This is a genomic window from Planococcus sp. ISL-109, assembly GCF_018613655.1.
Lineage (GTDB): Bacteria > Bacillota > Bacilli > Bacillales_A > Planococcaceae > Planococcus.
The window spans coordinates 25247-50923 of sequence record NZ_JAGGPW010000007.1; the positions used below are offsets into that span (position 1 = coordinate 25247).

Sequence of the window (25677 nt, forward strand, 5' to 3'; positions counted from 1 at the left end):
AATGAGGGGGAAAACAATGCCCGCAATCGCAATCATCCCCATATTGCTATATGTTTTCAGCATGATATTAGGGTTTGCCGTTTTTTACATAATAAGCGACTTAGTGAAAGAGCAAAAGAAAAAGCAGGCCGGAGAAGCACTTTCCCAAATCATCAATTTCGTCCTGTTCATCTGGCTATCGAAAATCCTATTGAACCTGCCCTTGCTGTTGCGCGATCCACTGGCAGCTCTTGCCTACCCAAGTGGTTCCCAAGCTTTCTATCTAGCCATTTTGTTCAGTGCGGCTTTGCTATTTTTTAGCGCGAGAAGCGGCCGGATCCAGTGTTGGCAGCTTATCCAAACTTTATTGTATATCTTATTGCCGGCAGCATTTTTCTACGAATTCGCCCAATTGGCTTGGTTTGATGATGCCTACGCTTTTGGGAATCTGATTTTGTATGCGGTCCTAGTGGCATTGTTCCTGGGACTCAATGACAGAGTCTCCCCTTACGCCGTCGGCAGTGTTCTTTTGAGTATGTGGGCTGGTGGTGTGTTGCTGATTTCATCGCTCCAATCCTACTCTTCTGCATTCGGTTATGTGATGGAGCCGTGGTTTATCTTCATTCTTTTTACAGCAGGCCATTTTTTGATTTTGCTTAGCAGCAGAAGGAGGGCAACAAATGAGTGCTATTGATACAGATACAATGTTGATTTTAGGGATGTTTCTGGCGTTTGCTGCCGGAGCCATTTCCTTTTTATCCCCTTGCGTTTTGCCGATATTTCCAGCCTACCTTTCCTATATCACAGGCATCAGCGTGAAAGAGCTGCAGGGAAATCGGAATATGAAAATCCAACGCAGGTTATTGAGTCATTCGCTGGTTTTCCTGGCAGGTGTGTCTCTTGTTTTTATCAGTCTGGGCGCCGGCGCTTCTTTCTTTGGCCAATGGATCCAAGATCTGCTGATAGGAGATTCCGGTTTGTTCATCCAGCGCATTGCCGGCGTATTCATCTTAATCATGGGACTTTTTATCGGAGGCTGGATCAACATCACCTCTTTGATGAGAGAGCAGCGCTTCCAGTTCAAAAATCGGCCATCCGGCTTTATCGGCACCTTTTTTATCGGGCTCGGATTCGCAGCCGGATGGACGCCTTGTATCGGACCGGTTTTCGGTTCGATTCTCATCTTGTCCGCCAGTAACCCCGGACAAGGAATGTTCTATACATTGATGTATGTCTTAGGTTTTGCATTGCCGTTTGTGCTGTTGACGTTCTTTTTAGGTTCAACCAAATGGATCGTCCGCAAAAGCCAATTCATCATGAAAATAGGCGGTGCCACTATGGTTGTTATGGGCCTTGTGCTGTTCTTCGGGCAGATGCCGGTCATCACCGGAGCGCTATTGGATTTAATCAAAGATACGTGGTTAGCGAAACTAGGATGAAAAGTGGAGGTTTAATAAAATGAAAAAAATGATTCTAGGTGTTATCATAACGGCAATGGTCGGCTGGACGATTTACGATTTGCTGCTCTCTGACGAGGAGGCGGCACAAGAACCGGAGATTGCCGAAACAGAAACGGCTCAACCTGAAGTGACGGGCGTTGCAGTCGGGGATCTTGCTCCTGATTTCGAATTGATGACGATGGACGGAGAAACGGTGCGCTTATCCGATTACCGGGGCCAGCGGGTTTTCATTAATTTTTGGGCGACTTGGTGCCCGCCTTGCAGAGCGGAAATGCCGGACATGCAACAACTTTATGAGGAACAGGATGTACCGGTAGAGATTTTGGCTATCAATCTAACCGAAACCGAACAAAGCGAAGAAAATATTACAAGTTTTGTAGAAGATTTCGGTCTAACTTTCCCTATTTTAATGGATACGAATTCAGAAACAGCCCATACGTATAAAGTGAAAGCCGTCCCTGCATCTTATATGATCGATTCAACAGGCCACATCTCATTTGTGGCGCCGGGTGCCTTGAACATGGAGTTCATGGCCCGGGAAGTAGAAAAAATGAACTAGCTTTTTAATCTATTAGGCAAGAGGTGTAAGCGTTGAAGCCTACTATATTGGTCGTGGAAGATGATCGAATGATCCGCGAACTTGTTTCCATTTATTTAGAAAAAGCCGGCTACGAAGTGATCGTAGCGGCAAATGGCGAAGACGCGAAAGAATCTTTTCGAGTATTTCAGCCGTGTTTAATCATTCTGGACCTCATGCTTCCTAAAATAAGCGGAGAAGAATTATGCAGCTGGTTCAGAAGCGAAAAACGCAACGAAGTATCCATCATTATGCTGTCAGCGAAAGCGAAGACGCAGGATAAGATCGATGGATTGAAAATGGGCGCTGATGATTATATGACGAAGCCCTTTGATCCCGCTGAACTGGTCGCCCATGTTGAAGCAGTACTGCGGAGAACGGGGCAATTCTGCCAAAAAATCACCTATGGCGGCCTGTCCATCCAGCCGAGAAAAGGCGAAGTCCAGCTATTCGGAAAAAAACTGCCGTTGACGAAAAACGAGTTCAATCTCTTGTTCCACTTTATGGACAACCCGAATATCGTGCTGAGCCGGGACGATTTAATCTATCAATTGTATCCTTATAACGACAAGATGGTTCTGGACCGGACCATAGATGCCCATATCAAAAATCTGAGGGAAAAAATCGAGGATGAACCATCCTCTCCTAAACGCATTTTGACCGTCAGGGGAATGGGGTATAAATTCGTCCATGATTAATTTTGTTAAGTCGTTGTGGCCAAAACAGATCCTTTGGCGATTGACCCTCTTAAACACGATCGCTTTTACAGCGGTTATTATACTGAGCAGTTTCACTATCTATAACGCTGCTTGCGCATTGGTCAGCGGGATGGAATCGGATGTGCAGCGGCAAAACCAGTTTAATGCTGCCCTCTTGCAATTTCTTTGGATGTTCAGCGCCGCAACAATTGTCGTCGGCAGCCTGCTTCATTTTTACTTCACCAAAAAATTGATGGGCCCTTTGAAAGAGCTGATCGAATCAACGAAAGTCATGAAAGATGGACGCTACCCTAAAACCATCCAGACCCAATCCGGGGGCGAAATCGGTGAATTGATCGGCCATTTCAATGAACTCGTACAACAATTAAAACTCAAGGAACAGTCCAGGCAGAAAATCGTTTCGGATTTGTCCCATGAATTCAGGACGCCGTTATCGAATTTAAACGGCTATATGAATGCCCTCAGCAATGGCGTCATTAAAGGCGATACCGCATTATTCCAATCGCTCCACGGCGAAGCAAAACGGCTGACCACAATGGTCGAGCAGTTGGAACAATTAAAAGAATGGGATATTGCCGCTACGGAAACATTGGTGGAAACACAGCAGGAAGACATGAGCCAGTTGATCCGGCAGACGGTTGAAATGTTCCACTGGCGGCTTCAGGAACAGCACATCCATGTCGATATCGAGGCTGTTCCTGGAATTGTCGGCGTCTACAACGGCGGCATCCAGCAGGTTTTGGGCAACATACTCGATAACGCCATCCGTTATTACGAAGGCACTGCCCCGATCCGCATAGAGGGAAAAGTTTCCGGAACCCATTATCATGTGTCCATCATCAGTGAAGGCCAGGAAATTCCTGAAACGGACGCGCAAAAAATATTTGAACGCTTTTACCGCACCGACCCCTCGCGAAACCGGGACACGGGCGGAAGCGGCCTTGGCTTGGCCATTTCAAAGGAAATTGTCGAGCTCCATAAGGGCACAATCGGATTAGATTCTAAAGATGGCCGCTACGCATTTTGGTTTGTAATACCTTTGGAAAATAAAGCTCAAAAAGCAATTTAAACTGAGAAACGCCCTCTTCGAAATCCAGCGATTTCGAAGAGGGCGTTTTTAAAACTATTGGTTCATTTTAGTTATCACTTACTAGCCTGATCGCGCTTGACGATTTTATCGCTCACTTGCTGGCCGCTCAGTGTGACCATCGGCATGCCGCCGCCCGGGTTGACGGTGCCGCCGACGAAATACAGGTTATCGTACAGTTCGCTTTGTTTCTTATGCTTGAAGCCGCCGTTGCGCTTTTTATCGGAAACGGTGCCGTAAATCGCGCCGCGGTCCGATCCGTAAATGCGTTCGATGTCATGCGGCGTCCAGACATCTCTAGTCACGATATTGTCGCGCAATCCATCAAGTCCCATGCGCTCGAGCTTATCCAGTACGACTTCCTCGAATTCCTGGTAGTCTTCCGGCGTGAACGGATTGTCTTGGATATACGGAATATGCGGCAAGATCTTGATATTTTCGTGTCCTTCTGGTGCTTGTGTTGGATCGGTTTTGTTGACGTTGACGAGGTAAATTGTCGGGTCATCTGGCAGCTCGTGCTTGTCGAACACTTTCTCCATCTGCTCGTACAAGTTGTCTGAGAAGAAAAAGTTGTGGTGGTTCAACTGCGGATAGCTTTTTTTGACGCCAAGATGCAACACCAGGCCGGATCCCGCCGGTTCATACTTTTTCTCGAGCTTGTCGACAAACTCATGTTCAGCCTTAACCATTTTTTTATAAAACGGAATAACTTCCATATTCGATACGTAATAATCAGCCGTCTGGAACGAGCCGTCTTCCAGTTCGACCCCGGTGATCTTGCCTTCTTTACTCGTCAGCGCTCGGATGACGCCCATGCCGGTATGGATCTGAACGCCTTCTTCTCGTGCTAGGCGCTCCATGCCTTCCGACAGTTTGTGCATGCCGCCTGGCACATACCAACAGCCTTGGGCATGCTGCATGTAAATCATCATATTGAGCACTGCAGGCGCACTATATGGAGACGAGCCGACGTATTTGACGAAATACGATAGCATATCGCGCAGATGCGGGTTGCTGATGCGTTTGGAAATCCCGCTGTACATGGTCGACGTCAAATCGAAGCCGATCAATGTCGACAAGATGCCGTTTTGCGCAACCGCCTCTTTCGGCGACTCAAAGCCTTCTTTCAAATAGCTATGTTCCGTCGTCTTGTAAATCCGTCGCGAGTATTTCAGCAGCGCGTAATACTCTTTTATGTCCTTCTTCGAAAGCGACGGGTTCTCCCACTCCATCAAGTCCAGATCATGATACAAGTCGATTATCGTCCCGTCCGGAAAGAACGAACGCCATTCCCGGTCGAGCCGCTGCATCGGAATGTAATCAAGCATCTTCTTACCGCTTGCGATGAACAATTTATCGAAAATATGCGGCATCGTCAGAATGGACGGACCGAGGTCAAAGCCGAAACCGTCCTGCTCCAGGCGATTCACTTTCCCGCCGATATGGTCGTTCTTCTCATATAATGAAACCGCGTAGCCTTGTTGCGCCAGCGAAATCGCCGCAGACAAGCCTCCGAGGCCTCCCCCGATCACGATTACCGATTTAGTAGCATTACCCATATATATACCGCCTTTCATTCCACAAAATTTTGTTCATTCTATCTAACCCATCAGAATCTCTTGATAGCTTTCTTCAGAACATTGTCATATCCCTTTTAATACCTGTGCATAATCTTCACAAAGTATTTTGTATAGTTTTTGTATAATCATTATACACATTGTTTTTTTGAAAGCGAAATTGTTCAACTTTCTCGACATGACAAAAACCACCATTTCTTCTCACAATGGCGGCTTTTTTGTTTCATTTCAGTTTCACTGGAGCGCGTTTTTAAAGATTTTTTAGTCCATCCGGTAGTTGGATGCTGCTCTTTCCAGCTTAGTCTCTGGAAGAAAAACGCTTTCTGAGTTCTGCAAACTCTTCTTTGAATTTGCTGCGGTATTCTTCAACTTTTCCTTTGCGATGTTCAGAACGTTCCTTCCGCATTTCCTTTTTTGCCTGCTCCTGGAGTTTTAATTCTACACCCCGCGCATGTTCTATTTCTTCCAGAATACTACTGGCACTGTATCGCACGGTCTCTGCATCAAACTTCTCTAAAACGATGTCATAAGATTTTTCGGACAACTCCTGGACGACTGCCACCATTGCCACATCCCCTTCTTTCATACGTGAAGTCATCGCAGAAATAAGGTTCTCTTCTTCCATGGCCTCTCCTGTATCTTCGGCCATTCCAACCACTGAACCGACCCCGAACCCAAGCAGCATGCCAAGCGGACCGCCTAAAACCCCGACAAGTGCCCCAATCAGCCCGCCTTTCAATGTATAATCCAGGGTCCGTTTGCCTGTATCAAATCCATCCTCCATGATAATATGACCGTTTGATTTTTTTAATAAAGCGACTTGCGAAAGCGCAAATTGGTCTACGAAAGCACTGCCTTTTTTCAGATCAGAAAACGCCTGAAAAGCTTCACTTTCCACTTTAAAATAACTGATGATGACATTTTCCATGTTAATCATCCACCCCATTCCATTTTATTGACTAACTGAAATGCTGCTCACTATAATTTTATCCTCACCACCTTTTGCCCATGACAGCAAGCTTGAAATCATGTACCCCAGGATGTTCTCAATAAATCTGCATCCACATCGAACCAGCTGAATAGCCGCGGCCAAATAAAGTTTAACCCTCGCTTTTGGCGAAAGGCGCAATGATGCAAAAGTAGCGCACGTATGCCAGCACACACACCCATGTCTAAAAAAATCATTTTACTATTCTCCGGACGGTTCTTTTCTTCACACCCCTATAAGTATCCCCAATTTTCAGATAACTAATCTTTTCATTCCCTTTTCTTCGGTTCACCATTAAACTAAATTTCCCTTAAAATATGCTGTTGCTCCATGTCCGCCCTTTGGAAAACAGAACGGGTGTACATGAGTTCATAGGTGAGCTTGATTTTCTCCCAAATACAAGTAAACTGTGAAGTAAATCTGCTTAGAGGGGGAGACGGATGTTTTACAAATATGATGGTGGAGAATTATACTATGAAGTTTCCGGCCAGGATAACAATGTGCCATTAGTATTTTTACACGGCGTTGCGATGGACCATAAAACTTTCGATTCCCAGGTTGCTGAACTGCAAAATCACTACAAAGTCATCGCAGTAGACTTACCTGATCATGGATTGTCTTCCCGTCTGGACCGCAGTCTGCCTTATTCCAAAACCTGTGCCCATATCATTGCCGGCTTATTAAATCAGTTGAATATCGATCAAGCAATTTTAATCGGCCAGTCACTTGGCAGTTTTATTGTGTCCCATGCCGCCTATTTTTATCCGGATAAAGTGCTGGCTACCATTCATATCGGCGGCGGCGGACTTTATCCAAAATCCAGTTTTTTACTAAAGGCAATCAATCCTGTCATTGCCCCGTTGATTACGCTGATTCCATCTCCATACATGTTTAAAATGTTCGCGGACCACAAAGCATTAAAACCGCAGACAAGAGCCTATTTGATAAAGACAGCAGCCTTATCAGGAAAATCTGTCATCATACAACTTACAAAAGCGATGATAGCTGATATGGTGGAAGGAATATCAGCTCCGATTCAACAGCCCACCTTGATTTTATATGGAGATCATGAAGCGGCCTATATAAAACGCATGAATATCAAATTCCATTCTACTCTCAATAACAGCAGACTGACCATCATAAATGATGCCCACCATATTGCGAACCAGGATAACCCGGACGCCTTTAATAACGAAGTAATTTCCTTCATTACAGAGATAACAAACTAATTTCAGGCACGATACACATTCCTCGCCGTACAAAAGATACCTCTTTGCTCAATGCTGATCAATACGCCGACGACAATGATATAGAAACTAAACAACCGCCATTCCTTTTTGGAATGGCGGTTTGTGCTTGTATTTGATTAGTTCACTTCTGCATTCAGTTTTCTCTGCCACTTCCAGAAGTTCCTAAATGTCCCTTGTGCGCCGTTCAATTATGAATACTTGCCGAGCACCAAAAAAAGGCGGGCAAGATGCCGTTCGATACCGGATCTGTCCCTCCTTATATTTACGAAGAACGATATCATTCAACCACCGATATACGACATGCCGATCTTGTTGCGGTTTTTCGCTGTCAGTTCGGTGCGCTCGTCTGAATAGCGGTCGTCGCGACGCTGCCATACCGCACTGATCTGGCGCAATAATTCCGCGTCGTCCAACCCCGCTCGCAGCAATTCGCGGATATCGAATCCAGAATCGGCAAACAGGCACGTATAGAATTTGCCATCCGAAGACAACCGGGCGCGTGTGCAAGTCGAGCAAAAAGATTCTGAAACAGACGTGATAAATCCGACTTGCGCATCACTGCCGGTGAACCGGTAGCGCTTTGCCACTTCGCCGTAATAATCCTCATCGACTGGTTCGAGATCATAGACAGTCTGAAGCTTTTCTAGGATTTCTTTTTTGGTCACCACTTTTTTAAAGCTCCAGCCGTTATCATTGCCGACGTCCATGAATTCTATGAAACGCAGGGTGATGCCGCGTTCCTTGAAATAGGCCGCCATCGGCAGGATTTCACTTTCGTTTACCCCTTTTTGTACGACCATATTGACTTTGATATCAAAACCAATCTGCTGTGCATGGGCGATCTGCTTTAAAATCAAGTCCGGCTTTACGCCACGACCGTTCAACTCGCCGAAAAGCTCTGGGGTCAAAGCATCCAAACTGATGTTCAGGCGCCGCAGCCCCGCAGCGTAAAGATTCTCGGCATGTGCGCCTAGCAACAATCCGTTCGTCGTCAAGCCGATATCCTCGATGCCATCCACAGACAGGATCATTTTGACTAAATCAGAAAGCCCGCGGCGCATGAGCGGCTCGCCGCCTGTCAGCCTGATCTTTTTAACGCCCATCGCCGCGAACACAGTGGTGAGGCGATGGATTTCTTCAAACGTCAATAATTCCTGTTTCGGCAAAAACGCGTAATCATCGCCGAACACTTCTTTCGGCATGCAATAGGAGCAGCGGAAATTGCAGCGGTCCGTCACCGAAATGCGCAAATCGCGGATTGGCCGTTCAAATCGGTCTTGTATTGGTTTCACTGCCATGTTCATCGGCTCCTTTCAACTGATCCGGTTTATTGATGTTGCGAAAAGCGTCCAAGCCGCCGACTGCAGAACTATCCAACCAGTCGGTCTGTACTTTCGCCATGAATACCATAACCCGCAATTGCCCGTCTTCCAATTCCTTTTCCAAAGGATCCAAGATTCGGACATTCCACAGGCTGAATAACGGAATGTCATGGTCGCCGGCACGAACTGCGGTGATGTCATTGTCTTCCGAAGCCAATTGCATAAAAGCGGCTGTTTCCGATGCACCGATGAACGGCATATCGCATGGCAAGACCAAATACTGCCGCGCCGGCCGCTCGGACATCGCGGTGAATATTCCGGCAAGCGGGCCAAGCCCGGCAAATTTTCGGCTGTCACTGATTACATCCAGTGTACCAGGAAAACGGCTGATCAATTCCGGCCTCGTGATGACGACCACGTGGTCACAGACTGCCGCCAATGCTTCATAAGCATATTCGTAAAAAGCTTTGCCTTCCAGCTCGGCGAAAGCTTTCGGGGAGCCGAACCGCCTGGACAAACCGCCGGCCAGCAAAATACCGACCGTCCTATTCATCCGCCGCTGACCGGTGGGATGAATGCGGCGATATCGCCATTTTCCAGAAGGTCTTCAGGCAATGCATATTCTTCATTCACCGCAATACGTGAAGCTCCAGCGAGAATCCCCGGATATTTTTCCGCAGCCCATTGCCCCAGTTCTTCGACTGTACGGCCTGACAGATCTGCCTGTTCTTGCGCAATGCCAGTCACTTCCTTTAATCCAGCAAAATAATGAATCGTAATCATAACCCTTCCCCTCCTGGTTTCTTTTTCTGGTCGCCAATCCATTCTTCGCCGTCTTCCCAAATTTCCTTTTTCCAAATCGGGACGATTTCCTTGATGCGTTCGATGGCGTATTCATTCGCTTCGTAAGCCGCTTTCCGGCGGGGTGAAGAAACGGCGATCACGACAGCGATGTCGCTGATGGCAAGCTCGCCAATGCGGTGGGCAATGGCAGTTTTTGCGCCGGGCCACCGCTCCTCGATCTCCGCTCCGATTTGCGCAAGTTTCTTCTCCGCCATCGGTATGTATGCCTCGTACGACAAATACAGCGTCCGGACGCCTTTTGTCCATTCGCGTACATGCCCGGTAAATAGGGTCACTGCTCCCGCTTCCGGACGCAAGACCATGTCCGCGTAATGCTGCGGGTCGATTGCTTGTGAAACGATTTCAAATGCTTTCATGTCGAGTTCCTCTCCATCCAATCCGCAAACCATCCAGTGATGCGGCCAGTTTCGTTGCGGCCGACTACGTCGCCATCGTCCACACTTACGCCTTCATGCGCAATAACGAGGACTATATGGCTGAGTGATTTCAATTTCGTCCAATCGCTGAGGGATCGGATCACTACTATTTTTTCATAGGGTGCATCTTTGAATCCTTCGATAAAGATAAAATCAGTATCGGCCTTTGCGGCCATGGCAACCAGTTCTTCGACAGCCGCCTCTTTGTTTCGGACATGCTGTTGAATGACCCCGCCGCCGTAGACGAGGGAAGCTTCAGCACCGCTATTGAAAAAGCGCATACTATCCGTCTCCTCTGGCGGCATGTCAAGCGCCGCGGGATGCCCATGGTGCTTGACGGCGGCAACTGTTTTGCCATTTGCCGCCGCCATACGGATCAGCTCCAGCATCAAAGTCGTTTTGCCGCTGTCCTTATAGCCGACTATTTGCAGAATCCTCACCCCATCCACTTGAAGGCACCTTCCTCCACGCCGAGAAGCAAGACATCGACGCGGTCCCCTTTTACAAAGCCCCGGGTTCCGCTCGGAAGGACGATCAATGCATTTCCTCGTGCGATAGATGATACTGCATTCGACTTATTGAATCCAGCCGGGCGGACCGTTTCACCGTCGTATACCGCGCGGATGAACCGTGTAAAAGGATTGGCTTTTTCAAAATCCTCTGCCAATCTAGCTGTTGTATGAGGCAGGAATGGTTTTTGTGCCCCCATCATTTTCAGCAATGCCGGACGGACGAATAATTCAAATCCGGTAAAGCAGGCTGATGGGTTGCCGGACAGGCCGAACAAGAAACGTCCGTCCGCCACAGCAACCGTTGTGACACTGCCTGGGCGCATCGCGACTTTATTGAACAGGACCTTTGCCCCCAAGCGTTCATAGATGGCTGGCAGAAAATCGAAATCCCCGACAGAAACACCGCCGGTCGTAATGAGGCAATCGGTTTCCTGTGCCGCTTTTTTTACAGCTTGATAGCTTTCTTCCAAATTGTCGATGGACATGCCATACATCCTGCAGGCGATTCCCATGCGTTTTAACTGCGCCATGATCATCGGCCCGTTGCTGTTGCGGATTTTCCCCGGAACTAGCGCATCGCCTACTCCGAGCAGCTCAGTTCCCGTCGACAAAATGCCCACTGTCGGCAATTTCGCCACTTTGGGCTGCGTGTAGCCGAAAGTCGCCAATAAAGCGATCGTCCCCGGGTTGATGAGATTGCCGCTCTCGATGACGACTTCGTTCTTCTCCACGTCCTCGCCTTGCAGCGACACGTTTTCAAGCTTGGCAAAAGGTTTACGCAGCGTGAACGACTGCCCGTTTTCAACTGTCTGCTCAAACATGGCGACAGCGTCCGCACCTGCTGGCAACTGGGCTCCCGTCATGATGCGGATGGCTTCAAAAGCATTCAGCATTTTCACTGAAACTTCGCCCGCGCCGATATGATCGATGACGTTAAATGTGACGCGGGAAGTGCCAGATGCTCCGGTAGTATCCCTTGAACGGATGGCGTACCCGTCATAAGGCGACCGATTGAATGGCGGGACATCCGCAGTAGCAATCAGCGGCTCTGCCAAAATCCGCCCGTAGCTGTCTTCTAATGCTACAAATTCGGAAGCGAGTAAACCGGCATGATTCAGCACCGCTCTAACCGCGTCTTCTACTTGCATCGGTGTTCGATTTTCCACCACTGGCTTCAACTCCTCAAAATACATGTTATACTTTCTTCATTATGTGTGAAAAGGATGATTCCTGTGAACGAACTAACGCATTTCAATACTCAAGGCCGCGCAAAAATGGTCGATATTTCCAGCAAGACTGAGACAATTCGCATCGCCCGCGCACAAACTTCCGTAATCGTAAACAAAGACATATACAGCCAAATCAAAGACGGGGCGAATAAAAAAGGGGACGTTTTCGCAGTAGCCCAAGTCGCAGGCATCATGGCTGCGAAAAACACTGCACAGATTATTCCAATGTGCCATCCGTTAGCGCTAAGTGGCGTGGATATCGAATTCGAATGGAAAGTTGACGAAGACCAAAATCATTACGAAGTCATATTATCCACCACAGTCAAAACGACCGGTCCGACAGGCGTCGAGATGGAAGCGTTGACCGCTGCTTCTGCCGCTGCTTTGACAATTTACGATATGTGCAAAGCGGCCGGCAAGGAAATGGTCATCGGACCGACGATGCTGATTCAAAAAAGCGGCGGCAAATCCGGCGATTATTCCCGCGCTTGAAGATGCTTGGTCAGTTCAAAGATGATATGCTGGATTTCCGGCAAAATGAGCTTTTCCATCGCCAGGCGGACAGCACCGCGGGAACCAGGCAACACGAACAGCGCTTTATGTGCTGAGGTTCCAGCGGCGGCACGGCTTAACAGCGCCTTCGAGCCGATGTCTTCTGTATAGCTGAGGAAACGGAAAAGCTCGCCAAAACCGGGAAGCTCCTTGTCGAATAACGGCGTCACTGCTTCAATCGTGACATCCATTTTGGCAATTCCCGTTCCGCCCGTCGTGATGACAGCATCGACGGATTCATGTTCCAATAGCCGGAAGACTGTTTTCCGGATTTCTTCTGCATCGTCCTTGACGATTTCGTAGGCCGCTATTTCGAGGTCTTTTTCTTGCGCCAATTTCCGGATAAGCTGCCCGCTTTCGTCCGTTCGCTGATCCCGTGTATCGCTGACCGTCAAAACCGCGATTGAGATGCGCTGTTCCAAGTGAAAAACCTCTGACATGGAAGAGCCTCCTTTTTTCTAGCCAAAGAGTTGATGATAAATTTTTCGGCCCTCCGCTTTATTGCGGATGCCGTGGATGATCATGCGGCCGTTCCCGAAAAACACCATCCGGAAGCCAAGCGCTCGCATTTGGACAAAATAAGGTGTGCGCTTCACTTCCGCGCCAATTCTGCGCGCTGCAAATTCTGCGTCATCCATCGTGATGTTCCGCTTCGGATCCGGCAAAATCTGGACAGCTTCCCTGCCGCATAATACCGCGTACAAGCCTTCTGAATTCCGCTTAAGCGAAGGGAACACCGGGTTTTCACCGCATGTTTCGCAGGTGGGGTTTTGGATGCGCGCGATGCCGATGTCATATTGAGAATTATCCCATAAGTTGAAATGGTGCACTTTTTTCCGCATGGCCTGCTGGTTTCCGCTCAGCCATTTCATCGCTTCCGCGCATTGCAAAGCTGCGGTAACTTGGACAGCGGGTGAAATGATGCCTGCCGTGTCACACGTTTCGTTGATCGCCGGCAGCACAGGGACCAGGCAGCGAAAACACGAACCTGTTCCCGGCACGAATGGGAAAACCGCACCGGAACTGCCGACACACGCCCCGTAAATCCAGGGCACGCCGTACTTTACGCTGGCATCGTTGATCAACAGCCGCGTTTCGAAATTATCAGTCGCATCCATGACAAGGGTGCTTTTTTTTATGAGCGTTTCCATCAGATCGGCACCCAAATTCTCCAAATATGTATGGAGTTGAAGGTTGGACCGGATCGCCTTCAGCCTATTTTCGGCCGCAACCACTTTTGGGGTCATCGCTTCCGCATCTTCTTCGGTGAAAAGCTGCTGGCGCTGAAGATTTGAAAACTCCACATAATCCCGGTCCACTAAGTGGATTTCTCCGACACCGGCTCGTGCCATCGACTCTGCGATCGCAGAACCCAATGCCCCGCAGCCGATAATCGTCACCACCGAATCCTGAATTGATGCCTGGCCGGAATGCCCAATCGGTTTAAATAAAGTCTGCCTTGAGTATCTGTCTTCCACATTGCCCACCTCTTTCCAACAACCCTTGTTCCGCCATCTGCCCTTGATCCACTTTAATGATGCGATCAGCGAGTTTTTCCGCATCCGCTTTCAAATGGGTCACAAAAATCACCGGTATTTTCCACCGCTCGTGGATCTTTTGCAGTTCTTCCTGGCATCTTCCCCGGGTCTCATCGTCCAAAGCGGAAAAAGGTTCATCCAGCAGCAGGATATCGGGTTTTGCCGCCAACGCCCTGGCTAATGCGACGCGCTGTTTTTCTCCGCCTGAAATCTGGTGCGGGTATTTTTCCAGCAATCCCGCGATTCCAAGCAGCTTCGATAATTCGGTGATATGGGACAAATCGCTGCCCCGCTTTGTGCCGTACAAAATGTTTTGCTCTACTGAAAGATGCGGAAATAAGGCATAATCCTGAAACAGATAGCCGGTCCTTCTTTTTTGGATTTTCAGAGGTTTCTGGCTCCCTTGATAAAAAACCGAGCCGTTCAGCGCAATGACACCCTCGTCCGGCTGCGAGATTCCGGCGATGCAATTAAGGAGCGTGGTTTTGCCTGAACCCGACGGCCCGATCAATGCCAAGATTTCATCTTCCATCGAAAAATCCATGGCCAGTTCAAAATTATCCAGCTTTTTTGTAAAATTCACCGTAAGCATACCAGCTGTCATTCCCTTCCGATGCGGATGGCATTTTTCTTGCGCCAATAATTGACCCAGCTGATCGCTGCGACGCCAAGCGCCGAAATGATGACGACCCAAAAAATAGCTTTGTCCATCTGCCCTGCTTCATAAGCAAAATAAATTGCCAGCGGTATGGTTTCTGTCACCCCTGGTATGTAGCCGGCAATCATCAACGTAGCGCCGAATTCGCCGATTCCCCGTGCAAATGCCAAAATCACGCCTGCCAAGATGCCTGGCCATGCCAGCGGGAATGTGACCGTCTGGAATATCCGCCATTCCGAGACGCCCATGGTGCGGCCGACGTTTTCCCAGCGCGGGTCCACTTTTTCAAATGCAGCGAGCGCGCTTTGATACATAAGCGGCAGCGACACCACAAACGATGCAATGGCTGCGCCGATCCACGTAAAGACCACTCGGAAGCCGAAGAGGTTTTCAAGCAGGATGCCGAGCGGACCGTTGACGCCGAATAATACGATAAGCGCAAACCCGATGACCGTCGGCGGCAACACAAGCGGTAAAAGGATCAATGCATCCACTATACTTTTCCCGAAAAAATCTTTCCTGACCATCAGCCGAGCCAATGCAACGCTGACGATAAACACACAAATAGTTGAAATGGAAGCCACTTTCAACGACAACAATAACGGAGACATATCGTATGGCATCATGGCTGCATACCTTCAAGCGGCAAAAAGCCGAATTTCTCAATGACCTCCTGCCCTTCTTCGGACAAGATGTACGACATGAACTTTTCGGCAATCTGCTGCTGGTGGGAGTCTGCAATAATGGCGGCGGGGTAAATGATTTCCTCGCTTTCAATCGCTATCTTGCTCATTTCCGCCACTTTCTCGGACAAATCTGCGTCAGATGCATAAATGATTCCAGCCTGCGCGTTGCCGCTTTCCAAGTAAGTGACGACTTGGCGTGCGTCTTTTGCGTAGATCATCTTCCCTTCCAACGATGTCCAAATCCCCATCACTTTAAGGGCTTGTTGTGTGTAGCCGCCGAGCGGCACGCTGGCGGGATCGGCGATTGCCAAAGTGCTTTCGACCGATGTTAAAACCGCTTGCACATCAGTCCCTTCGCCGATTTCAGAAGACGTGGCCACGACCATGCCATTGCCAGCGAACGGCGAAACGCTTTCTTCATTCACTAATCCATTATCTACCAATATTTCCATATCACTATCGCTCGCCGACAAGAATAGATCTGCTGGCGCGCCGTTCTCAATTTGGTTCCTCAATTTACTGGAAGAGCCGTAATTCGCAACGATTTCAATATCCGGATTATCTTTTTCGAATTCGACTATCAGTTCATCCATTACGCCGGACAAACTTGAAGCCCCCGACACCCTCAAGGTTTCTTCTTCAGCCGCAGGATTGGCTGCGCAGCCAGCCAAAGTGAAAATTAAAAAAGCCAAAAAAAGTATTTTATTTTTCAATTGCATTACGCTACTTCCTCCACCGACAACAGATTTACGTGTATATTCCCTATCAATATTGCCATTCTACGCCAATAACAATCAAAAAAGCCAGAAAACTTTACAGTAAATTTGACATAACAATAAAAATCAGCCGCAAAACCCGAAGATTCTACAGCCGATTTCTTATGAATTTTTACTCACTGACCACTTTGGTGACGGGTTTGACCGTAGCGGCTTTATTGATCGAACGAATTCTTGTAATGTCCACTCGGATGACAATTGAAATGATCAGTGCGATGACGAAGAGCCCAGCGAAAAACAGCAGGCTTCCCTCGTAGCTGCCTGTCTGGTCTCTCATATAGGCTGCAAACATCGGACCTGCAAGCCCAGCCGCTGCCCAAGCAGTCAAGATGTAACCGTGTATGGCTCCCAGTTGTTTCGTGCCGAAGATATCCGCAATGTAGGCTGGAATCGTAGCGAATCCGCCACCGTAGCATGTATAGATGATTGCCAGCATGACCTGAAAAATCAACGCGTTAGACGTAAAAGGCAATAACGCAAACAACGCGATTTGGATGGCGAAGAATGCGGTATACGTGTTCGGACGTCCGATATAATCGGAAATCGATGCCCAGCCCAAGCGGCCGAGTCCGTTAAATATTCCCAGCACGCCGACCAGCGCAGCTGCTTGAAGCGTCGTCATGCCGATGCTTTCGATTGCCATTGGTGCCGCGGCCGAAAGAATGGCGATGCCACAAGTGACGTTGATGAAAAGCATGAACCACAGGTAGTAAAAGCGCTTCGTTTTCACGGACTCGTTCGCTGTCAGCTGTGCCAAATCCGTTTTGTGCTGAACTTTTCCGGTGTCGATTTTTTCCTGATAGCCTTCAGGCACCCAGCCTTCTGGCGGCTTTTCAAGATACAAAGAAGACAGCACCATGATGGTTAGATAAGATGCTCCCAATATGTAAAACGTACTTTCGATGCCGACTGAGACAATCAGCCTTTCCATGATCGGACTGCTGATGGCAGCGGCAAAACCAAAGCCCATGATGGCTAGCCCCGTTGCAAGGCCCCGCCGGTCCGGAAACCATTTAACCAAAGTTGAAACCGGAGCGATATAGCCGATGCCGAGCCCGATTCCTCCCAGCGCGCCATAAAATACATAAAGAAGCGGCAATGAAGATAAGCCTACCGCGAATCCAGAACCGATAATGCCCGTCCCGAAAAAGATGGCGGCGACCAGCCCAGCTTTTCGTGGACCGTATTTTTCAACGAAGCTGCCCGAAAACGCAGCCGATAAACCCAAAAATAATATGGCAATTGAGAATGTGAGCTGTACTTGGCTGGTAGACCAGCCGAATTGCTCGATCAACGGGTTGGTGAAATTGCTCCATGCGTAAACGGATCCGATGGAAATGTGAATGCCGACTGCCGATAATGCGATGAGCCATCTGTTTTTTGGTCTCTTTTTCATCTTGTCCTTGCCTCCTGAATTCTTAGTTTTGCTTATATAAAATGAACTTAGAAAATCTAATTCATCGGTTTTCCCTTTCGTGAAAACGCTTACTTTTTTCCACAAAAAATATATTATCCATAAAATCCAAATAAAAAATCACGCAATGATAGATTTCAAAATATTAAGACTTTTCGAATCATAGCACCACGCAATTTGTTTGTCACCATTTTTTCTTTTTGCAAAAACAGAAGCTATGCGCCGATGATGCGCTGGGGATTTGTGTAGACATTAAATGACCGGCCGCGGATAAAGCCGACTGCCGTGATGCCCAATTCTTCCGCGAGGGCCAGCGCAAGCTCGGTTGGGGCCGATTTCGAAAGGACGATTTCACAACCGATTTTCGCGACTTTCAGCAAAATTTCAGAAGAGATGCGCCCGCTGAAAACGATGACTTTGTTTGCCACGCTTATGTCGTTCATCAGGCAATAACCATAAATTTTGTCGAGTGCGTTATGCCGGCCGATGTCCATGCGGGACACGATGATGCCATCTGGATCACAAAGCGCCGCGTTATGGACACCGCCCGTCTGTTTAAACATTTCGGCGGAGTCCGCCATTTGCTCCATCAGTCTGAAACAATTTTCCGGCGTCAGCGTCACCCGTGTGCCTTCCATTTTTTTTGCGATCATCGCATCATGCGCAAACACAAACCCTTGGCGGCTCATGCCGCAGCAAGAACTGATAAAGCGCTTGTTCTGCAACTGCTCGAAAAAAGGATAAACTTTGGCGGCCGTGATGTGGATCGTCCCTTTTTTTTCATCGACACGTATTTCCTCAATGTCTTTGTAATTCGGGATGATCCTTTCCGATGCCAAGAAACCGATTGCCATTTCTTCCACGTATTCTGGTGAACAAACAATTGTGATGAATTCCTTGCCATTGATCTTGATGGTCAGCGGCTGTTCGATAACAATCCGGTCCTCTTTTTCGGTGAACGTGCCGTTGTCATAGCGGCGGATGATGCGTGTTTTATCTTGCGCCATCTGTTTTCCCTCCCGTCTCGGCTTTTTGGTCGATAGGCCGGTCGAAAAGGAAGACCGACACCGCGATATCATCTTCCACCTTGATATCGGAGAAAAGGTGAACGAATTTTGCGCCGAGCAATTCTTCCATCCCGCACGGCGCCGCTTCTGCATAGACGCTCTGGATCATCCGCGTCCGGGCAGTGTGAACCATTTCCCTGCCTTCCGGCGTCCGTGCGATAAACTCTTCCGAAGGGCTCAAGTTTCCGTACAGCGTTGAAATCGCCATGTCATTGATGAAAACCGTATGAATGCGTTCCGGTCCTTTGCCAAAAAGGTTTTTCCGGAGTTTGCGGATGATATCGTTGAACTCGTGGATTTTTTTTGACACGATGATCTTTTTCTCCTTCAGAAAATGTTTTTTTGTAATTATTTGATAAATTGATTGTGTCTGCTTCAGACATTGTTTATAATAATAGCATACGTAGGCATCGCCGTATTTAAACTGCGGTAGCGCTTACAACTCATTAGAATATTGGATTGGTAATTTAGCATGTCCTGTTAAGATACTATTCCACTATGAATCATGTGCACTTGTCAAGGTGTATTCATTTCATAGTGGAATTTTTTTGTTTTCAATTTGCTTGTTAGCTTATTACAGAACAGCCACAGAAGGAGGTATTTGCATGTCGATAAACATCAACGGCGCGTCTTATGAATTTAAAGAAGGCCAAACTATTTTGCAAGTGATCAACGAGCAAAAGATTTTGCATCCGCAAATTTGCTACATGCCGGAAGTCGACCCGATTGAAACTTGCGATACGTGCATCATGGAAGTGAACGGCGAGCTGAAGCGTGCTTGTTCGACAAAAGCGGTCGGCGGCATGGATGTCCAGCTTGCTTCCCCGCGTGCAAAAGAAGCGCAGACTGAAGCGATGGACCGGATTTTGGAAAACCACCTGCTTTACTGTACGGTATGCGACAACAATAACGGAAACTGCAAAGTACATAATACCGTCGATATGATGGAAATCGAACATCAGAAATACCCGTTCGAACCGAAGTGTTCTGTTGACGAAGTCGATTTGACCAACCCGTTCTACCGCTACGACCCGAACCAATGCATCGCTTGCGGGCAATGCGTGGAAGTGTGCCAGAATCTCCAAGTCAACGAAACATTGACGATGGATTGGAACCGCGACCGCCCGATCGTACTATGGGACGGCGGCGCAAAAATCAACGATTCGTCTTGCGTCAGCTGTGGCCAATGTGTCACTGCTTGCCCGTGCAACGCTTTGATGGAAACATCGATGATCGGTGAAGCCGGCTTCATGACTAAGATTCCGGAACCGGTCATGACACCGCTGATCGATTTGGTGAAAGATGTAGAACCTGGATACAGCGGCATCTTAGCGATTTCCGATGCAGAAGCGAAAATGCGCGAAACGCGCACGAAAAAAACAAAAACCGTCTGTACCTTCTGCGGAGTCGGCTGCTCATTTGAAGTTTGGACGAAAGATCGCAAAATCCTTAAAATCCAGCCAGTATCCGAAGCGCCGGCCAACCAGATTTCCACTTGTGTAAAAGGCAAATTCGGCTGGGACTTCGTCAATAGCGAAGAACGCATCACAGCGCCGATGATCCGAAAAGGCGACGAGTTTGTCGAAGCGACGTGGGAAGAAGCGCTGGATCTTGTCGCATCAAAATTTAAAGGTATCAAGGAAAGCCATGGCAAAGATTCAATCGGCGTCATCTCTTCTTCGAAAATCACCAATGAAGACAATTACGTCATCCAGAAATTGACGCGCCAAGTGTTTGAATCGAATAACGTAGACAATTGCTCGCGTTATTGCCAATCTCCTGCAACCGACGGATTGTTCCGTACGGTCGGCATGGGCGGCGATGCTGGAACAATCAAAGATATCGCAAGCGCCGGCCTCGTCATCATTGTCGGTGCAAACCCTGCTGAAGGGCATCCAGTACTGGCGACACGCGTTAAACGGGCGCATAAACTGCACGAACAAAAATTGGTTGTTGCAGACATGCGCAAAAACGAAATGGCCGAACGCTCGGATATCTTCATCACCCCTAAACAAGGGACGGACCAAGTATGGCTGATGGCTGTTACGAAATACATGATCGACAACGGCTGGCACGATCAGCGCTTTATCGATGAAAACGTCAATCATTTCGGCGAATTCACAGAAGTGCTCGACCAATACACATTGGAATACGCTGAACAGCAGACCGGCATTTCAAGAGAACAATTGATCAACATTGCCGAATTGATCCGCGACGCTGACGGCACGTGCATCCTCTGGGGAATGGGCGTTACGCAAAACACTGGCGGCTCGGATACGTCCGCTGCCATCTCCAACTTGTTGCTCGCGACTGGCAACTACCGCCGTCCAGGGGCTGGCGCTTATCCGCTCCGCGGCCATAATAATGTACAGGGTGCATGCGATATGGGCTCGCTTCCTGGCTGGCTGCCTGGCTACCAGCACGTTAGCGACGACAACGCCCGCTTGAAGTTCGAAACGGCGTACGGCGTAAAAATCGATGAACAACCTGGTATGGACAACATTCAAATGTTGCAGGCTGTCGAACAAGGCATCATGAAAGCAATGTATGTAGTCGGTGAAGATATGGCGCTTGTCGATTCAAACGCCAACCATGTAGACGAAGTTCTTTCAAAACTGGACTTCTTCGTCGTACAGGATATTTTCTTCTCTCGTACAGCACGCTACGCGGATGTCATTTTACCTGCCGCTCCATCATTGGAAAAAGACGGCACATTCACAAATACAGAAAGACGCGTTCAGCGCCTTTACCAAGCGTTGCCTGAACTTGGCCAATCCAAAGCGGACTGGTGGATTGTCCAGGAAATCGCCAACCGACTCGGCGCTGGCTGGAATTACAGCCACCCAAGTGAAATTTTTGCGGAAATGGCCAGTTTATCACCGTTGTTCAGCCAAGCGGATTACGCTTCCATGGAAGGCTGGAACAGCTTCCTGTGGGGCAGCCTGGATGGTGCAAGTACTCCCCTTCTTTATGTGGACGGCTTCAACTTCCCTGACAAGAAAGCGCGTTTTGCTTTGTCCGACTGGGTTGAGCCGGTTGTCTTCCCAGAAGAGTATGATTTGCACATCAATAACGGACGCTTGCTGGAACATTTCCACGAAGGCAACATGACAGATAAATCTGCCGGCATCCTATCGAAACTGCCTGAAACGTTTGTCGAGGTGTCACCTGAACTGGCCACTGAGCGCGGACTGAAAGACGGTTCGACTGTCCGTCTGGTTTCTCCATACGGTGCCTTGAAACTGCCGGTCATCGTCACTGGCCGCGTCAAAGGCAACGAATTGTTCTTGCCGATGAACTCAGTCAAGAAAGAGACGGCGATCAACTTCCTGACTGGACCGGCTGTCGATCAGCGCACCAATACTCCTGCATACAAGCAGACGAAAGTTCGGATGGAAGTCTTGAAAGAACATGGCAAACGGCCTTTGCCACGATCGAACCCGCGCGACAAAAAACGCAATCCCCAGCCCGGTATCGAAGTCGAACGGAAATGGGCGCGTGAAGGCTATGTGCATTTGACCGATCAAAAGATAGAAAGGTGATGTCCTATGGCGAGTCCGATTACTCACTTGAAGAAAAAACAGCTGAGTCCAGATGAAATCCGGCACAACAAGCTGAAAGAGCTTGAAGCCCTGCTGGCAGAACAAGATGAGGCACTCAATAAATTATTGCAAATCACCGGGGATCTGAACGACGCCGGCATACTTGACGCCGCACTCGCGATGGTCAAAGCCAAAGAAGGCATCGCTGAAATTGTCGTGCACCAGGCAACGCGGGAACCCGTCACCAACCTCATCAATAATATGATGAGTGCTGCTGGCGCCCTTACTGCCATCGACCCCGCTACGACAGAAAAACTGACTGCAAGCGTCGCTAACGGCTTGAAAGAAGCAGAAGCGGAACGCACAAGCGAGAAGAAAGTCGGGATTTTCCAGTTGATGAAATCGCTGAAGGATCCGGACATCAACCGCTCCATCAAGTTCGGCCTGAATTTCCTGAAAGGCATGGGGAAAAGCTTAGGCAATAAATAACCCCCTATATTATAGAAGGAACTCGTTTTTCTTAGGGTTTTTGACAGCCCCAAAACTTGATTGAGCGCATGCAAAAAGAAGGACATCCGGCTTCGGCCGGATGTCCTTCTTTTTGCTGTTAACTGGCTTGTCCATCCATGGATTTCGCCAATCTATGTTTTTGGGGTGAAGAAGGACAAGTTCGAGAACGACTCGTGCCATCAAATAGAGTCCCCTCTGCCATCTGGAGAGCCACTCTGTTTCCACGCCACTATAGAAGACCTGTATTTGAATGAAAAAATCACGTTGATAAATTGCTGGTGAAACCGCATTCGGAATATACATTTATCCCGATTCAATCCCTATGTACCGCTCAATTATCGCTACTTGATTTTCCTGATAAACATAAAGCAGCCACCTTCGAAATCGGTTGATTTCATTGAAGGTGGCTGCTCTTTTAATACAGGTTTGTTGTATCAGTGGAATTGTGTTTGTCACAGGGATGCATTTTAAAAGATACTGGAAGAAGAATTCGGGATAGTGCTGCATAGATGAAAAACCTCTTCAAAAATGAAGAGGTTTTTCATCTATGCTCATTTTTCCGGCGTTTCCATATTGAGTAGACGGTAAACAAGATGGCAAGAAGCAGGCCTGTACCGTAGAACTCCATTTTATATTCATCAAAAAGCTCCAGAAAGCGGTCGTAATTGCCATTCAGATAATCCCCTAAGTACAAAATCGCAAAGCACCACGGCAATATCCCTGCAAAAGTAAGGAGCAGGTATTTCAGCAAACCTACCCCGCTGATGCCCGCCATGTAGGAAATGTAATTCCCTATCCCGAATGGCCGCGATAAAGCGATGCTCCATATGCCGTACCGATTAAAGATGCGGCTCGCCTTGTCCAGCCCCTTGCGGATGTTCGGCCGTATAAGATGCTCGAGTTTATTGCCGATAAAATATGGAATCAGGCTGGCGAGGCTATAGATCACAGCCATTATGGCAGCGATTCCCGCCATGCCGGCAAAAGACATGTTAAGAAGTCCGCCGTAGGCCAGTACAACAACGATGCCAGGAAACGGCACGGAAGCCCCTTCCAAAAAAATTGCCGTAAATAAACCGAAAAGCCCCAATTCTCCCAAGAACCCGAAAATCCGTTCGATCATCAGCTGAATATCCATTCCGCTCAGCCCCGCTCCAGCATGGTTGCGATTGCACGGTACAATTCATCCGAATTCTTCAATTCAAGCCCGTCCACATAACGGCTTTCTGCACTTTGATAGCGCTGGATTTTTTCTTTATCCCCAAGCACACGGCAGGTGAATTCGAGCGCATCTGCCCCTTCAGGAACAATGAATGCCAGGCCCATATCGTTCAGCAAGCGCAGGTTGATTTGTTCCTGCCCAGGCAATGCACCGGACAGAAAAATCGGAATTTGTTTGCGCAAGGCTTCCGACACCGTCACCCCGCCGGGTTTAGAGATGATCGCATCCGCCCATTCGTAAAGTTCGTTCATTTCTTTCTTGGATGAAATATATGGATAGGCTTCGGCAAAATCGCCTTCGAGTTGCATGACATCGTCATATAGTTCTTCATTCGCGCCGCACAGCACCTTAACACGGCAATCCAATTTTTCTTGTCCGCTATCAAGCATCTGTGACATATTCCCGAGACCGATGCTGCCTCCTGACATTAAAATTCGAAAGGGCGGCGTTGCGATTTCTTTGTCCGCTTTCCTAGCGGATTCGAATTGTCTGCTGATGGGAATACCAGAGATGAATATGTTGCTTAGATCAATGCTGTACTTGGACGAAAGTTCATTTTTTATCGCCTGGCTTGGAACAAAATGATAGTCGATGTGACTGCATCCCCAGATATCGTTTATGAAAAAGTCCGTATAAATATTGAGCGCCGGTATATCGCAGCTGCCTGTCTCTTTTAAGCGGTTGATGAAAAAAGACGGAAAACCGTGGGTGCAGATGATCAGATCCGGCTTTTCGATTGCGAGAATCTCTTGCACCTTTTTCATGAATAGGGCTTCATAAGCTTTATGGGGCCGTTCACCCTTACTGCGGTAAGCGAATTTCCGGTATGTCCAGGCGTAGGTTTCTGGAAAATGCCGAATCCATTGCAGATAGGCTTTCACGATGCCGCCTTCCACCATCCTGTTCCATTCGCTGAGAATATCCAATTTTTCGCATTCGATGTCCCCGGAGTTTGCATAGATACTTTCGCAAATCGCATCCGCTACTTGATGATGCCCCGAAGGCATGCTTTTGAGCAAAGGAAATACCAGGACCTTCTTCATTTCATCGCCTCCAGCACAAGCTCTGCTTGCACACAATCACTGGCCGGGCTGAGAAAAGGATAGTCCTGCACATCCCCGCGATGAATCATCGTACTGCCGGAGGCGAACAGATCACGCGGCGTCACAAGAGCCGGCGGTTTGTCCGCTACCCAAATATTTCCGGCCGCCAAAGCTTCAGCAACGAATTGCGAGCAGAAATAAGCATCTTTCCGCTTGGAATGATAATTCAATACCACCGCAAACAAACCGCTGAAATTGTATTTGAACAGCGCCTGCTCCCGCTCCATCTTTTGTACGTATCCCCAAATTTTGTCATAGCTATCCTCAGACAACTCCAATTTATAAACCTCACAGTCGGCCTGCTGGAAAAGATTGTCCCTGACATCTTCTTTCACAAATCCGCTAAATGCATTTCCCGCTTGTTTCCGCCCAAAACTAAAACTGTACATTTGGCTCAAATTCTTTGAAAAAGAAAGCGATACATGGCTGAATGGATATCTTGTATAACTCTTGATCAATTTAGCCCAGCTTGTTTTCGTATCGGTAAACACAATGTATACTTCCATCATCTCATCTCCTTGGCATACAGTCCGCATCATTCGATATCCCTTTAAGCCAAGTTAATCTTTCTCTCTAAAACTTCACATCTGGCGCCAGTCCATTTCCATCTGAGACCAGCGGCTTGGAAT

Annotated in this window: 28 protein-coding genes; 9 read left to right on the forward strand and 19 right to left on the reverse strand. The window is 48.2% G+C overall.

Annotated features, from left to right (window positions below; translation table 11 throughout):
- The first annotated feature begins 16 nt into the window (after positions 1 to 16).
- From J7E21_RS08760 to J7E21_RS08780, 5 genes are read left to right on the forward strand one after another with little or no spacing between them, the layout of a single operon-like run.
- Complete coding sequence (locus tag J7E21_RS08760) at positions 17 to 673, forward strand: hypothetical protein (RefSeq protein ID WP_215106723.1); 657 nt, start codon at positions 17 to 19, stop codon at positions 671 to 673.
- A complete protein-coding gene (locus tag J7E21_RS08765) occupies positions 660 to 1418 on the forward strand; it encodes a cytochrome c biogenesis CcdA family protein (protein WP_215106725.1) in 759 nt (252 codons plus the stop codon). Before J7E21_RS08760 ends, J7E21_RS08765 begins: the two co-directional genes overlap by 14 nt.
- Positions 1419 to 1437: 19 nt before the next feature.
- Positions 1438 to 1998, forward strand: a complete 561-nt coding sequence (locus tag J7E21_RS08770) for a redoxin domain-containing protein (protein WP_215106727.1) — start codon at positions 1438 to 1440, stop codon at positions 1996 to 1998.
- A gap of 32 nt (positions 1999 to 2030) precedes the next feature.
- A complete protein-coding gene (locus J7E21_RS08775) occupies positions 2031 to 2714 on the forward strand; it encodes a response regulator transcription factor (protein WP_215106729.1) in 684 nt (227 codons plus the stop codon).
- A complete protein-coding gene (locus tag J7E21_RS08780) occupies positions 2707 to 3804 on the forward strand; it encodes a sensor histidine kinase (protein WP_215106731.1) in 1098 nt (365 codons plus the stop codon). Before J7E21_RS08775 ends, J7E21_RS08780 begins: the two co-directional genes overlap by 8 nt.
- 74 nt (positions 3805 to 3878) lie before the next feature.
- Here the strand turns inward: J7E21_RS08780 and J7E21_RS08785 are convergent, their stop codons facing one another.
- Together J7E21_RS08785 and J7E21_RS08790 are read right to left on the reverse strand one after the other, a co-directional pair.
- Complete coding sequence (locus J7E21_RS08785; protein WP_215106733.1) at positions 3879 to 5381, reverse strand: phytoene desaturase family protein; 1503 nt, start codon at positions 5379 to 5381, stop codon at positions 3879 to 3881.
- A 316-nt stretch (positions 5382 to 5697) separates the two neighbouring features.
- Positions 5698 to 6336, reverse strand: a complete 639-nt coding sequence (locus tag J7E21_RS08790) for a DUF1269 domain-containing protein (protein ID WP_215106735.1) — start codon at positions 6334 to 6336, stop codon at positions 5698 to 5700.
- Between the two features lie 491 nt (positions 6337 to 6827).
- Here J7E21_RS08790 and J7E21_RS08795 point away from each other — a divergent pair, with 491 nt between their 5' ends.
- Positions 6828 to 7616: an alpha/beta fold hydrolase gene (locus tag J7E21_RS08795; protein WP_215106738.1), complete on the forward strand. Its 789-nt coding sequence runs from the start codon at positions 6828 to 6830 to the stop codon at positions 7614 to 7616.
- 302 nt (positions 7617 to 7918) lie between these two features.
- Here the strand turns inward: J7E21_RS08795 and moaA are convergent, their stop codons facing one another.
- From moaA to J7E21_RS08825, 6 genes are read right to left on the reverse strand one after another with little or no spacing between them, the layout of a single operon-like run.
- Positions 7919 to 8935: a GTP 3',8-cyclase MoaA gene (moaA, locus tag J7E21_RS08800; RefSeq protein WP_215106740.1), complete on the reverse strand. Its 1017-nt coding sequence runs from the start codon at positions 8933 to 8935 to the stop codon at positions 7919 to 7921.
- Positions 8904 to 9512: a molybdenum cofactor guanylyltransferase gene (locus J7E21_RS08805; RefSeq protein ID WP_215106742.1), complete on the reverse strand. Its 609-nt coding sequence runs from the start codon at positions 9510 to 9512 to the stop codon at positions 8904 to 8906. The genes moaA and J7E21_RS08805 overlap by 32 nt, the downstream gene beginning before the upstream one ends.
- Positions 9509 to 9742: a molybdopterin converting factor subunit 1 gene (moaD, locus tag J7E21_RS08810; RefSeq protein ID WP_215106744.1), complete on the reverse strand. Its 234-nt coding sequence runs from the start codon at positions 9740 to 9742 to the stop codon at positions 9509 to 9511. The genes J7E21_RS08805 and moaD overlap by 4 nt, the downstream gene beginning before the upstream one ends.
- Positions 9739 to 10179, reverse strand: a complete 441-nt coding sequence (locus J7E21_RS08815; RefSeq protein WP_215106747.1) for a molybdenum cofactor biosynthesis protein MoaE — start codon at positions 10177 to 10179, stop codon at positions 9739 to 9741. Before J7E21_RS08815 ends, moaD begins: the two co-directional genes overlap by 4 nt.
- Positions 10176 to 10688, reverse strand: coding sequence for a molybdopterin-guanine dinucleotide biosynthesis protein B (gene mobB, locus J7E21_RS08820; protein WP_215106749.1), 513 nt, complete (start codon positions 10686 to 10688; stop codon positions 10176 to 10178). Before mobB ends, J7E21_RS08815 begins: the two co-directional genes overlap by 4 nt.
- Complete coding sequence (locus J7E21_RS08825) at positions 10676 to 11920, reverse strand: molybdopterin molybdotransferase MoeA (RefSeq protein ID WP_215106751.1); 1245 nt, start codon at positions 11918 to 11920, stop codon at positions 10676 to 10678. Before J7E21_RS08825 ends, mobB begins: the two co-directional genes overlap by 13 nt.
- 63 nt (positions 11921 to 11983) lie before the next feature.
- Between J7E21_RS08825 and moaC the strand changes: the two genes are divergently transcribed.
- Positions 11984 to 12472 carry a cyclic pyranopterin monophosphate synthase MoaC gene (moaC, locus tag J7E21_RS08830; protein ID WP_215106753.1) on the forward strand — a complete coding sequence of 163 codons (489 nt, stop codon included), beginning with the start codon at positions 11984 to 11986 and terminating at the stop codon, positions 12470 to 12472.
- Here the strand turns inward: moaC and J7E21_RS08835 are convergent.
- The 8 genes from J7E21_RS08835 to J7E21_RS08870 form a co-directional block, all read right to left on the reverse strand.
- Positions 12457 to 12972, reverse strand: coding sequence for a MogA/MoaB family molybdenum cofactor biosynthesis protein (locus J7E21_RS08835; RefSeq protein WP_215106755.1), 516 nt, complete (start codon positions 12970 to 12972; stop codon positions 12457 to 12459). The genes moaC and J7E21_RS08835 overlap by 16 nt on opposite strands.
- A gap of 18 nt (positions 12973 to 12990) precedes the next feature.
- A complete protein-coding gene (locus J7E21_RS08840) occupies positions 12991 to 14010 on the reverse strand; it encodes a ThiF family adenylyltransferase (RefSeq protein WP_215106757.1) in 1020 nt (339 codons plus the stop codon).
- Complete coding sequence (locus J7E21_RS08845; protein ID WP_215106804.1) at positions 13976 to 14662, reverse strand: ATP-binding cassette domain-containing protein; 687 nt, start codon at positions 14660 to 14662, stop codon at positions 13976 to 13978. The genes J7E21_RS08840 and J7E21_RS08845 overlap by 35 nt, the downstream gene beginning before the upstream one ends.
- 8 nt (positions 14663 to 14670) lie before the next feature.
- Complete coding sequence (modB, locus tag J7E21_RS08850) at positions 14671 to 15354, reverse strand: molybdate ABC transporter permease subunit (RefSeq protein ID WP_215106759.1); 684 nt, start codon at positions 15352 to 15354, stop codon at positions 14671 to 14673.
- On the reverse strand, positions 15351 to 16133 hold the full coding sequence (modA, locus tag J7E21_RS08855; protein ID WP_215106761.1) for a molybdate ABC transporter substrate-binding protein: 783 nt from the start codon (positions 16131 to 16133) through the stop codon (positions 15351 to 15353). The genes modB and modA overlap by 4 nt, the downstream gene beginning before the upstream one ends.
- A 169-nt stretch (positions 16134 to 16302) precedes the next feature.
- On the reverse strand, positions 16303 to 17586 hold the full coding sequence (locus J7E21_RS08860; protein ID WP_215106763.1) for an L-lactate MFS transporter: 1284 nt from the start codon (positions 17584 to 17586) through the stop codon (positions 16303 to 16305).
- A 233-nt stretch (positions 17587 to 17819) separates the two neighbouring features.
- The gene (gene fdhD, locus J7E21_RS08865; protein WP_215106765.1) at positions 17820 to 18611 is read right to left on the reverse strand and encodes a formate dehydrogenase accessory sulfurtransferase FdhD; all 792 of its coding nucleotides are present in this window, start codon (positions 18609 to 18611) and stop codon (positions 17820 to 17822) included.
- A complete protein-coding gene (locus tag J7E21_RS08870; RefSeq protein WP_215106767.1) occupies positions 18598 to 18981 on the reverse strand; it encodes a Na-translocating system protein MpsC family protein in 384 nt (127 codons plus the stop codon). The genes fdhD and J7E21_RS08870 overlap by 14 nt, the downstream gene beginning before the upstream one ends.
- A gap of 295 nt (positions 18982 to 19276) precedes the next feature.
- On the opposite strand from J7E21_RS08870, the gene fdhF reads away from it, so the two are divergent.
- Together fdhF and J7E21_RS08880 are read left to right on the forward strand one after the other, a co-directional pair.
- On the forward strand, positions 19277 to 22213 hold the full coding sequence (fdhF, locus tag J7E21_RS08875; RefSeq protein ID WP_215106769.1) for a formate dehydrogenase subunit alpha: 2937 nt from the start codon (positions 19277 to 19279) through the stop codon (positions 22211 to 22213).
- A gap of 6 nt (positions 22214 to 22219) precedes the next feature.
- Complete coding sequence (locus J7E21_RS08880) at positions 22220 to 22702, forward strand: helical membrane plugin domain-containing protein (protein WP_215106771.1); 483 nt, start codon at positions 22220 to 22222, stop codon at positions 22700 to 22702.
- Positions 22703 to 23264: 562 nt separating this feature from the next.
- On the opposite strand, the gene J7E21_RS08885 is transcribed toward J7E21_RS08880, so the two are convergent.
- The 3 genes from J7E21_RS08885 to J7E21_RS08895 are packed head-to-tail and all read right to left on the reverse strand — an operon-like array spanning position 23265 to position 25554.
- Positions 23265 to 23861 carry a DedA family protein gene (locus J7E21_RS08885; protein ID WP_215106773.1) on the reverse strand — a complete coding sequence of 199 codons (597 nt, stop codon included), beginning with the start codon at positions 23859 to 23861 and terminating at the stop codon, positions 23265 to 23267.
- Between the two features lie 5 nt (positions 23862 to 23866).
- Positions 23867 to 24988, reverse strand: a complete 1122-nt coding sequence (locus tag J7E21_RS08890) for an MGDG synthase family glycosyltransferase (RefSeq protein WP_215106774.1) — start codon at positions 24986 to 24988, stop codon at positions 23867 to 23869.
- Positions 24985 to 25554: a hypothetical protein gene (locus tag J7E21_RS08895; RefSeq protein ID WP_215106776.1), complete on the reverse strand. Its 570-nt coding sequence runs from the start codon at positions 25552 to 25554 to the stop codon at positions 24985 to 24987. Before J7E21_RS08895 ends, J7E21_RS08890 begins: the two co-directional genes overlap by 4 nt.
- Positions 25555 to 25677: the final 123 nt, after the last annotated feature.

Coding starts and splice junctions, on each gene's coding strand:
- J7E21_RS08760 (WP_215106723.1), top strand. CDS start 17: ATGCCCGCAATCGCAATCATCCCCATATTGCTATATGTTTTCAGCATG.
- J7E21_RS08765 (WP_215106725.1), top strand. CDS start 660: ATGAGTGCTATTGATACAGATACAATGTTGATTTTAGGGATGTTTCTG.
- J7E21_RS08770 (WP_215106727.1), top strand. CDS start 1,438: ATGAAAAAAATGATTCTAGGTGTTATCATAACGGCAATGGTCGGCTGG.
- J7E21_RS08780 (WP_215106731.1), top strand. CDS start 2,707: ATGATTAATTTTGTTAAGTCGTTGTGGCCAAAACAGATCCTTTGGCGA.
- J7E21_RS08785 (WP_215106733.1), bottom strand. CDS start 5,381: ATGGGTAATGCTACTAAATCGGTAATCGTGATCGGGGGAGGCCTCGGA.
- J7E21_RS08790 (WP_215106735.1), bottom strand. CDS start 6,336: ATGATTAACATGGAAAATGTCATCATCAGTTATTTTAAAGTGGAAAGT.
- J7E21_RS08795 (WP_215106738.1), top strand. CDS start 6,828: ATGTTTTACAAATATGATGGTGGAGAATTATACTATGAAGTTTCCGGC.
- moaA (WP_215106740.1), bottom strand. CDS start 8,935: ATGGCAGTGAAACCAATACAAGACCGATTTGAACGGCCAATCCGCGAT.
- J7E21_RS08805 (WP_215106742.1), bottom strand. CDS start 9,512: ATGAATAGGACGGTCGGTATTTTGCTGGCCGGCGGTTTGTCCAGGCGG.
- moaD (WP_215106744.1), bottom strand. CDS start 9,742: ATGATTACGATTCATTATTTTGCTGGATTAAAGGAAGTGACTGGCATT.
- J7E21_RS08815 (WP_215106747.1), bottom strand. CDS start 10,179: ATGAAAGCATTTGAAATCGTTTCACAAGCAATCGACCCGCAGCATTAC.
- J7E21_RS08835 (WP_215106755.1), bottom strand. CDS start 12,972: ATGTCAGAGGTTTTTCACTTGGAACAGCGCATCTCAATCGCGGTTTTG.
- J7E21_RS08845 (WP_215106804.1), bottom strand. CDS start 14,662: ATGCTTACGGTGAATTTTACAAAAAAGCTGGATAATTTTGAACTGGCC.
- modB (WP_215106759.1), bottom strand. CDS start 15,354: ATGATGCCATACGATATGTCTCCGTTATTGTTGTCGTTGAAAGTGGCT.
- modA (WP_215106761.1), bottom strand. CDS start 16,133: ATGCAATTGAAAAATAAAATACTTTTTTTGGCTTTTTTAATTTTCACT.
- J7E21_RS08860 (WP_215106763.1), bottom strand. CDS start 17,586: ATGAAAAAGAGACCAAAAAACAGATGGCTCATCGCATTATCGGCAGTC.
- fdhD (WP_215106765.1), bottom strand. CDS start 18,611: ATGGCGCAAGATAAAACACGCATCATCCGCCGCTATGACAACGGCACG.
- fdhF (WP_215106769.1), top strand. CDS start 19,277: ATGTCGATAAACATCAACGGCGCGTCTTATGAATTTAAAGAAGGCCAA.
- J7E21_RS08880 (WP_215106771.1), top strand. CDS start 22,220: ATGGCGAGTCCGATTACTCACTTGAAGAAAAAACAGCTGAGTCCAGAT.
- J7E21_RS08885 (WP_215106773.1), bottom strand. CDS start 23,861: ATGGATATTCAGCTGATGATCGAACGGATTTTCGGGTTCTTGGGAGAA.
- J7E21_RS08890 (WP_215106774.1), bottom strand. CDS start 24,988: ATGAAGAAGGTCCTGGTATTTCCTTTGCTCAAAAGCATGCCTTCGGGG.
- J7E21_RS08895 (WP_215106776.1), bottom strand. CDS start 25,554: ATGGAAGTATACATTGTGTTTACCGATACGAAAACAAGCTGGGCTAAA.